We start from the raw sequence: 7,710 nt of genomic DNA on the forward strand, positions 1-7,710 counted from the left end.
AAATCGGCCGGTCCGCTGCGCTGGTTGAAGGCTGCGCTGACCGGCCTCTTGCCAACCCCACCAACCCCAGTTCAGATCACCAAAGGACTCTCGTTATGGCTGGATGAGAAACGGGGGTCACGTCACGCATCATACCAAGCGGCCTTGGGCCAACTTGGCCTGCGGCACCTGCATTCCCCTGGCCGACTGCGAGAAAACAATCGAGTGGAGAACTCCCACCTGCCGATACGCCGGCGGAAGCGACAGCAGCAACTTTTCAAATCTCAGGCTTCAGCCCAGCGCTTTCTCACAACCCACGCCGCGATCTACAACACCTTCTACACGCAACGACATCTCATCAGCCGACCGAACCTCCGCCGTTTCCGCGCCGGGGCGAATGCGGCATGGGCCGTCGCTGTCGCCTGAGATTTCGTCGGGTTGCGCAAGTTGCAGTGCTCCTCGATTAACCTGACAGCACTGTCCCATCAAAGCTTGGCTTTGCAATAAAGCCCTGCAAAATCGCCAAGCTGGCGATTGGCAGATCAACCGCCGCTCGATAACAACCATGGGGCAATCGAAGGGGAAGCGCGTGGGTCTGGGAACGGTCGTGAGGGCGCTGATCTTCGGCAAGGACGCCGACCGCAAGCGGCGGTCCGCCAAGGCCGCCCGCATCCGCAGCCTGCCGGACCGCCGCGTCATGGCCGACAGCTATGTCCCCGCCCTGGCGGTCGATGGGGGGCGCATACTGTGGGTCGGGTGCCGCGAATATACGTTGGACGACTATGCCGCGCTGGAAGCCCACGGCGGCGAGGTCTGGACGACCGACATCGACGCGGCGGCGGCACGCTGGGGGCGCGAGGGCCGGCACCGCACCGGCGACGTCTGCGAGGCGGATCGGTTCTTCTCCGACACGACCTTCGACGCCATCGTCTGCAACGGCGTGCTGGGCTATGGCGTCGATAGTCCCGAGCAACAGCGAATGGCGTTGAAAGCGCTGGCCGCCATCCTGCGTCCCGGCGGGCGGCTGCTGCTGGGCTGGAACACCGACAAGATCGACGATCCGGTCGCCGCCGGCCTGACCGAGGCCGACTTCGAGCCGACGCCGCTGGGCGACCAGCCGACACGCGTGCGGTTCGATGCGGTGACCCACGTTTACGACAGCCTCGTCCGTAAGGCTTAGGCGCCTATCCCTGAAGTCTGGGCTGCGACCCGTGTCGCGGCAGGAACCACGACCAGCGGGCCTTCGCCGCCGAACGGCTCGACAGCGACCGGTCGGCCAAGACCTCGCGCAGGGCGTCCAGTTCGGCGGCGCGGGCGCTGGGGGAATGCACCCGCTCCACGAAATCCTGTCCGCTGCGCGCCAGAGCCAGCCGTTCCGCCGGATTCTCGATCAGGCGGTTCATCGCCGCCGTCAGGGGCGCGGCGTCCTCGACCTCGACATAGACCGCGTGTTCGCCGCTCGCTTCGCGCAAACCGCCACGACCCGACGAGATCAGGGCCGCGCCCGCCGCATGGGCCTCCAGCGCCGCCAGTCCCAGGGCCTCGCGAACGCGTGACGGCGTCACGGCGATGGCCGCGCGACGCGTCACGTCTCTGACCTCGGCCAGGGACGCCGATTTGTGGATCTCGACCCGGTCGCCGAACCGATCCAGCGCCCTAACCAAAGGCTCGGCCCAGTCCTGATGCTTCTCCCAATCGCCCAGCATCAGCGCGCCACGCCAGTCGGGATGACGATCCAGCGTCTCGGCCAAGGCCGCGCAGAACAGGTCCAGCCCCTTGTCCCGCATAGCGCGGCCGGAGAACAGGATCAGGTTTTCGCGGACGTCCGGCGATGCACGCCAGGCCTCGACCTCGATCGGATTGCACACCGAAGACACCCGCCCGGCCAGACGCGGATAGTCCGTCGCGAACTCCTGTCCCGCCGCCTGGCTGACGAACACCAGCCGGTCGAACCGCGCCAGGCGGCGACCGTAGCGGAAGGCCTCGATGGGGTTCTTGGCCGGCTTGATGCGGGTGTGGCGATAGAGGACGTGGGTCGCGCCAGGGAATTGACGCGCCAGTTCGGACGCGGCCTTCAACTGCTGATGATATTCGACGATGTCGGGCGACAGCGCCTTGAGGATGGCCGCCACCGCTTCGTTGCGCGCCTTGCGGCCCAAACCGGCCGGCGCCGTCAGCATGTTCAGGTCCGCACGCGGCGTCGCACCCGCATCGCAGATCAGGGTGACCGAACGGTTCAGGCGGCTGTGCGCCGACAGGGTGCGCACCACCGTCTCCATCGAGTTGGCCTTGTCGGGACAGAAGCTGCAGCCACGGGGCAGAACGACGGCGATACGCATGGTCTAGCCTTCCTTGCGAACGGAAGCGGGCGAGAAAATCTGGGGATGAACGGCGGCGCCTGTCGCACGACGACCGCGCGGGCCGTTGAGACCTAACAGGCGACGCGCCTTGAACCCGGCCTTCAGCCAGGGTTCCGCCGGCGACTGTCGGATGCCCTTCACGTCGATGAAGGTGATGTCTCCATGGCCCGACAGGGTATGGAAGCCGTCGCCGAAGCCCTCGATCAGATCGCCCGCCTCGAACCGCTTCACCACCGAGGCCGAGAAAATCCCCGGTGTCAGGGCGTCGATCCGCAACAGATTGATCGCCGCGCCATAGGTTCCCGCGCAGTCCTGAACCGGCAGATGCAGAGCGCCGTCACGCAGGAAGGCCGACCCGCCGGGCCGCGAGGTCTGAAATCCGCTCATCACTGGATTGCCGGAATGCGCCGTCCAGGGCCCGGTCAGGCTGTCGGCCCAGGCGATATGAAGCTCGCGCATCGCCCGGTCGTCGGGTCCCGGCAGGGCGTGGAACATCCACCACCGACCGTCGTACTTCACCACCGTCGCATCAATGGCCGCCGCCTCGCCGACGCGCGCAACGGCCTCCCATTGGTCGGGGAAACGCATGCAACGATACAGGATCAGCCCGCCGCTCTTGTAGCCCTCGGGCAGCATGTAAAGTTCGCCGCCGTCCTCGATCAAGGTCGGATAGGACAGGTGCCAAGGCTCGGTCAGGGCGACGCCCTGGCCCACCAGCCGGTCGTCGGCGTCGTACTGGCGATAGTGAATCTCGCCCCGGCGCACGTGATAGTCGAACGCCTCGACGAAGACGGTCAGCACCCCGTTGCGCGTTATCCCGAACGGGTCCGCTACATAGGCATGCGGCCCGCAATCCGGCAGCCAGACCACCTCGTCGACGCGCGGCGCATGGTCAAGGAAACTGCTTAAGGGACGGCGGATGAAGCCCGAGCGCCAGATGTCGAACATGACGACGCCCTAGCCGACCAAATAGGCCGGAGCCGCAGTGCCGTCGTGTCCTGCAAACGCGCGCATCTGGATCCTGCTCGTCGGCGCTGCACGGCGCCTTCATGACAAGGACGCCGCCGACCGGCCCTTGCCTCAGGAAAATCGTCACGGCATTGAGGGTCACGACCCGCGACGGTCGCATGAGAGGATTTCGCCTGCTTGACCGCGCCCGCCGCGCATCCCCTGGTCGCCGCCTACCTGGAGCAGCGCGAAGACCTGGCGAGGTTCTGCCGGGCGCGGCTGGGCGGCGCATCCGGCGATGTCGATGACGTGCTGCAAGACATCTACCTCAAGGTCTCGGCGCTCGATCCCGATCCGCCGCCCGACAATCCGCGCGCCTTCCTTTTCCGGCTGACCTCCAATCTGCTGATGGACCGTTGGCGCTCCAGCCAGCGGGCGACCAACCGCGACACCCAGTGGCGCCAGATCAACCACGAGGTCGGCGCGGCGGAAGATTTGGACGCCGCCCCCTCCGCCGAGGCGGTCGTGGCGGGGCGCGAGCGGCTGGCCCGCCTGGTCGCCGCGCTGGAAACCCTGCCGCCCAAGACTCAGACAGTCTTTCGCCTGCACAAGTTCGACGGCGTCAGCTACCCCGACATCGCCGCCCAGTTGGGCGTTTCGCGCAGTTCCGTCGAGAAACACATGATGGACGCCCTTCGCGTTCTGGCCCGAAAGGTTCAGCCATGACGACGGCCTTTTTCACCCTTTTGGGGAATCAATCTGGAGGTGCGGCCTTCGCGGCGACGTCTGGTTATCAGGAAGTCCGTTGCACGGCGGAACTCCAGGCTGGGATCGGATGACCGCAGAGACCGACATCAAGGAAAAGGCGCTGCACTGGTTCGTCACCCTGCGTGACGACGATGCCCCAGAGTGTGCCTGGCTCGACTTCCAGTCTTGGCTGGGGGCGTCGCCCGCCCATGTCGCGGCCTATGACGCCGTCGAAAGCCTTTGGGTCGATCTCGATCACGCAACCCCGATGACGACGGCCGCGCCCGTCATCGACCTGGCTGTCGCCCGAAAGCGCCGCGCCCACAAACGCTCGCCCTGGCTTGGCGCTGCGTTGGGCATCGCCGCCAGCGTGACCCTGGCTGTCGGCCTGTTCCTCTGGATGACGCCGGGCGGCCAGACCTACGCCACCGCCGACGCGCCCCTTAAAGTCGCGCTGGAAGACGGCTCGCGCGTCTATCTGAATCGCCATTCCAAGCTGAACGTCCGCTTCGACGGCGACAAACGATCGGTGTCGCTCGCCGAAGGCGAGGCCGCTTTCGACATCGCCCACGACCCGGCCCATCCCTTCGTCGTCGCCGCCGGCGATCATCAGGTCCAGGTGCTGGGCACGGCCTTCAACGTCCTGAACCACGGCGACGACTTCGCCGTGGCGGTTCAGCGCGGCGTCGTCGCCGTGACCCCCGCCAGCGCGACCAAGCCTGTCCGGCTGGTCGCCGGTCAATCGCTGGAACAGCGCGGACGCAGCGCGCCTGCCGTGACCAGCATCTCGCCCGAACACGCCTCGGACTGGCGGCAGGGCGTACTCGTCTATCGCGACCGCCCTCTGGCCGATGTGGCCGACGATCTTTCGCGTTATCTCGACAAACCGGTTGTGCTATCGATATCGGCTCAGGCGCTGCGTTTTACGGGCGCACTGCGTATTGGCGACGAGGCCGTGATGTTGAGACAACTGCAGGATTTCGTTCCGGTTCGCGTGGACGCCTCGGCGCGCGAAGTTCGCGTAAACGCGCGTGAGGCCGGCTGAGGCCAAGCGGCCTGAATTCCCCGGCCTTTTCCGGTTACGCGCCGCCGCCTTCATTTCCAGCCTTGCCCTGCTGTTCACGACGGCCCTGACCCCGCCGGCGCAAGCCGCCGACGCGTCCACGTTCGACTTCTATGTCTCCCGCCAATCCGTCGATGGCGCGCTGCTCGACCTCGCACTTCAGGCGCGCGTGTCGCTGGGCGGCAGTCTGACGGCCTGTTCGGGAACCAGCGCCACGCTGAACGGCCGGATGTCTCTGGACGCCGCCCTGACGCGCATCCTCAGCGGAACCGGCTGTCGTCACGCCATCCGTCGCGACGGCGCGGTGATCATCAGCCGGATCCCGCGCGCGTCCCCGGCCCCAGCCGCGTCGCAACCCGCACCCCGCCCGCTCGCCCGTCAGCCGGCCGAAGAAGTGGCTCAGGTCAGCGAGGTGGTCGTCACCGCACTCCGCCGACCTGAACTGATCCAGGATTCGCCCTCGGCCATGACGGCTGTCGCTTCCGAGCGCATGGTCCGTTCCGGCGTCACCGGCATGCAGGGGCTGGACAGTCTGGTCTCCGGCATGACGGTGACCAACCTCGGTCCCGGCCGAAACAAGATCCTGCTGCGCGGCATATCCGATGGCGTCTTCACCGGCCTGACCCAGTCGACCGTGGGCCTGTATCTGGACCTGACACCCATCACCTACAGCGCGCCCGATCCCGATCTGAAGCTGATCGATATAGATCGGGTCGAGGTTTTGCGCGGCCCCCAGGGCACGCTCTATGGCACGGGCCCTATCGGCGGCGTCGTCCGCATCGTCACACGCGCGCCCGAGTTCGGGCAGGAAGACCTGTCGGTCGCCCTCACCCGCTCCCAGACCAGGAGCGGCGGCACGAACTCCGACTATTCTCTGATCGCCAACCTGCCGCTGGCAGGGGATCGCGCGGCGATCCGCGCGGCGGTCTATGGCGAAACCTACAGCGGATACATCAACGATGTCGAACTGAAGCTGCGGCGTGTCAACGACGGCACGCGGCGCGGCGGCCGCGTATCGGCGGCGCTGCAGATCGCGCCCGGCTGGACTGCGCGAGCGGGCGTCGTACACCAGTCGATCGTGACCGAAGACACCCACTATGTGTATCGCGGCCTAGGCCCGCTGCGACGCGCCAATCTGGTGCGCGAACCCCACCAGAACCGCTTCGATCAGGCCTCGCTGACGCTGGAAGGCCGGGGCGCCTGGGGGCATATGAATGCCTCGCTCGCCGTGGTCGAACATGGGTTCAAGAGCCGATACGACGCCTCCAGCGCCCTGCGTCGCTTTGGGTCGCCTTGGCGGATCGGCGCCCTGGACGAGAACAAAGACATTCATCTGATCGTCGGTGAAGCCAACTTCGCATCGCCCGACGTGGGCCGTTGGCGCTGGCTGGCTGGCGGCCTGGTGTCGTCCAGCACCACCCGCACCAACCCCGTCCTGTCCGCTCTGCGGCCGGCGCCGCTGACCGTCTATTCCGAGACGCGCCGCGACAGCCTGAACGAGGCCGCCGTCTATGGCGAGGCGTCGCTGCACCTGACGCCAAAACTGAGCCTGACCGCCGGCGCCCGCTATTACGCCCTCGACTACGAGACGACCTCCGAGGTGCGCCAGGGTTCGCGGCGGCGCGCCTTCGACGGGAGCGGCGCGTCCTCCGGCCTGACGCCCAAGATCGCCTTGGCCTGGCAGCCCAGCGAACGTCTGAACCTGTCGGCCCAGATCAGCCAGGGTCACCGCGCCGGGGGCTTCAACACCGCAGGCGTCATCGGACAGGACTTCAGCGGCCTGGCGGACTCACCGGCGCGCGAATACCAGCCGGACTCGCTGTGGAACCTGGAGTTCGGCGCCAAATACCGTTCGCCCGATGGACGCGCCCGAGTGCGTGCGGCCGTCTATGCGGCGCGCTGGCGCGATGTGCAGAGCGATCAGTTTCTGCCCAGCGGACTGGCCTATGTCGTCAACGTCGGCGACGGCGCCGATCTGGGGTTTGAGATCGAGGCGAACTGGAAACCGACCGAGACGCTTGAGCTGTTCGCCAACGGCCTGGTCGCCGATCCCCGCATCACCGATCCCAGCGATCAGTTCGATTCCCGACGCGACGCCGGTCTGCCCGGCGTGCCCAAGGCCTCGGCCAATCTGGGTTTCACCTGGCGTTGGCCGCTGGGGGATCGCCTTCAACTGCTCGCCGACGGAGGCCTGTCATACGTCGGTTCGTCCCGTCTGACCTTCGACGGCCGCCAGCAGAACCGCATGGGCGACTATGGCACGGGTCGGTTCGCGCTGGGTGTGGAGGCCTCGCTCTGGGTCGCGACCCTGTTCGTCGACAACCTGTTCGACACCGAGGCCAACACCTTCGCCTACAGCGACCCCTTCCGCCTGCCTGACGCCCAGGCCGTCACTCCCTTGCGCCCCCGCACTATCGGCGTCACGCTGAGGTGGACGCCTCAATAGCAGACCCTCACCCACGACGTTCCCTCATAGGAATTCGGTGGGTGCTGTCAGTCTAACGCTAACTTGTCTCCACTTCAGACCGCCTAATGGCCTGATCGGAGATCGCAATTCGTGAAGCCACTATCGTTCAAGCGCCATCGCTTCCCCGCCGCGATCATCCGCCAGGC

The 7,710-nt window shown here is 66.7% G+C and carries 7 protein-coding genes; 5 read left to right on the forward strand and 2 right to left on the reverse strand.

The genetic code is table 11. The annotated features are described in order from the left end of the window. Positions 1-99: 99 nt before the first annotated feature. The gene (locus WC597_RS16990) at positions 100-405 is read left to right on the forward strand and encodes a DDE-type integrase/transposase/recombinase (protein WP_372695239.1); all 306 of its coding nucleotides are present in this window, start codon (positions 100-102) and stop codon (positions 403-405) included. Between the two features lie 163 nt (positions 406-568). Then, on the forward strand, positions 569-1,159 hold the full coding sequence (locus tag WC597_RS16995) for a class I SAM-dependent methyltransferase (RefSeq protein WP_372695227.1): 591 nt from the start codon (positions 569-571) through the stop codon (positions 1,157-1,159). A 4-nt stretch (positions 1,160-1,163) separates the two neighbouring features. On the opposite strand, the gene WC597_RS17000 is transcribed toward WC597_RS16995, so the two are convergent. Both WC597_RS17000 and WC597_RS17005 read right to left on the reverse strand, forming a co-directional pair. Continuing rightward, positions 1,164-2,318, reverse strand: coding sequence for a glycosyltransferase family 4 protein (locus WC597_RS17000; RefSeq protein WP_372695229.1), 1,155 nt, complete (start codon positions 2,316-2,318; stop codon positions 1,164-1,166). Between the two features lie 3 nt (positions 2,319-2,321). Further along, positions 2,322-3,287 (reverse strand): hypothetical protein, encoded by a 966-nt coding sequence (locus WC597_RS17005; RefSeq protein ID WP_372695231.1) that lies wholly within the window; start codon positions 3,285-3,287, stop codon positions 2,322-2,324. 198 nt (positions 3,288-3,485) lie between these two features. Here WC597_RS17005 and WC597_RS17010 point away from each other — a divergent pair, with 198 nt between their 5' ends. The 3 genes from WC597_RS17010 to WC597_RS17020 all read left to right on the forward strand — a co-directional run bounded on the left by WC597_RS17010 (position 3,486) and on the right by WC597_RS17020 (position 7,543). Beyond that, complete coding sequence (locus WC597_RS17010) at positions 3,486-4,013, forward strand: RNA polymerase sigma factor (protein WP_372695233.1); 528 nt, start codon at positions 3,486-3,488, stop codon at positions 4,011-4,013. Between the two features lie 109 nt (positions 4,014-4,122). Next, positions 4,123-5,079, forward strand: a complete 957-nt coding sequence (locus WC597_RS17015) for a FecR domain-containing protein (RefSeq protein WP_372695235.1) — start codon at positions 4,123-4,125, stop codon at positions 5,077-5,079. After that, complete coding sequence (locus tag WC597_RS17020) at positions 5,066-7,543, forward strand: TonB-dependent receptor domain-containing protein (protein ID WP_372695237.1); 2,478 nt, start codon at positions 5,066-5,068, stop codon at positions 7,541-7,543. The genes WC597_RS17015 and WC597_RS17020 overlap by 14 nt, the downstream gene beginning before the upstream one ends. Positions 7,544-7,710: the final 167 nt, after the last annotated feature.

Source organism: Brevundimonas sp., assembly GCF_041648115.1.
Classification (GTDB): domain Bacteria; phylum Pseudomonadota; class Alphaproteobacteria; order Caulobacterales; family Caulobacteraceae; genus Brevundimonas.